This is a genomic window from Micromonospora rubida (assembly GCF_009908295.1).
GTDB classification, from domain to species: domain Bacteria; phylum Actinomycetota; class Actinomycetes; order Mycobacteriales; family Micromonosporaceae; genus Micromonospora; species Micromonospora rubida.
In genome coordinates this window covers 1-888 of record NZ_JAAALO010000034.1, presented here as the reverse complement: position 1 = coordinate 888, position 888 = coordinate 1, and the positions used below count along the sequence as shown (strand labels likewise).

Genomic DNA, 888 nt, shown 5'->3' with positions numbered 1-888 from the left:
GGGTGGGGCCGTCCGCTGTTGGTGGAGGCGTACCGGGTGACCGCGTCGCTGCTGGTGAAGCTCGGCGAGGCCGACCTGGGCTGGCTGGCCGCCGACCGGGCCATGGCCACCGCAACCGGCGACCCCATGTTGGTGGCCGCCGCCACCGTGCAACTCGGCCAGGCGCTCCGCGCTGCGGGGCGAGCGCGGGCCGCCATGTCGGCGACTATGGCCGCCGCGTACCGCATCGTCCCGCCCGACCCGGACGACGGCACACCCGCCGAACTGTCGCTGTGCGGGACGCTGCTCGTGCAGGCCGCCCTGGCCGCGGCCCGACACGGCGACGACCAGACCACCGCCGACCTGATCGACGAGGCCGCCGACATGGCCGCCCGGGTAGGCGACGGCCACGACCACCACCGGACCGCGTTCGGACCGACAGCGGTCGACCTGGCCCGTGCCGCCGCAGCCCTCGAACTCGGCAACGCACCCGACGCGGTCGCCTGGCACGAGAAGACCACCAAGCGGGACACCTGGCGGTGGCTACCGGTCGAACACCGCGCCGCCCACCTGCTCGACGCCGCCCGCGCCTACCTCCAAGCAGACGACCCGGCCACCGCCGGCCGGCTGCTGATCGACGCCGACCACACCGCACCGGCCGAGGTACGCCACCGCCCCGCCGGCCGGGAGGTCCTCGCCCAGGTCGCCCGCGACCCACACGCCCCGGCCACGATCATCCAACTCGCCCTCACCCTCGGCGTGACCTGAACATGACCGCACCATTCCTGTCCCTGGCCCAGATCCGCAACCGACTGATCCTCACCGCCCGCTGGGTCCTCCGCGACCACCAACCCCGACCCGACGGCCACTGCCCGATCTGCCGGACAGCAGACTGCCCGGTGGCCACCG

Annotated in this window: 1 pseudogene; it reads left to right on the top strand. The window is 74.4% G+C overall.

Annotation, left to right across the window (positions count from 1 at the left end):
* Nucleotides 1-747, top strand: a pseudogene (locus GVV04_RS31955) (helix-turn-helix domain-containing protein); the annotation flags it as partial.
* Between the last annotated feature and the right edge of the window lie 141 nt (nucleotides 748-888).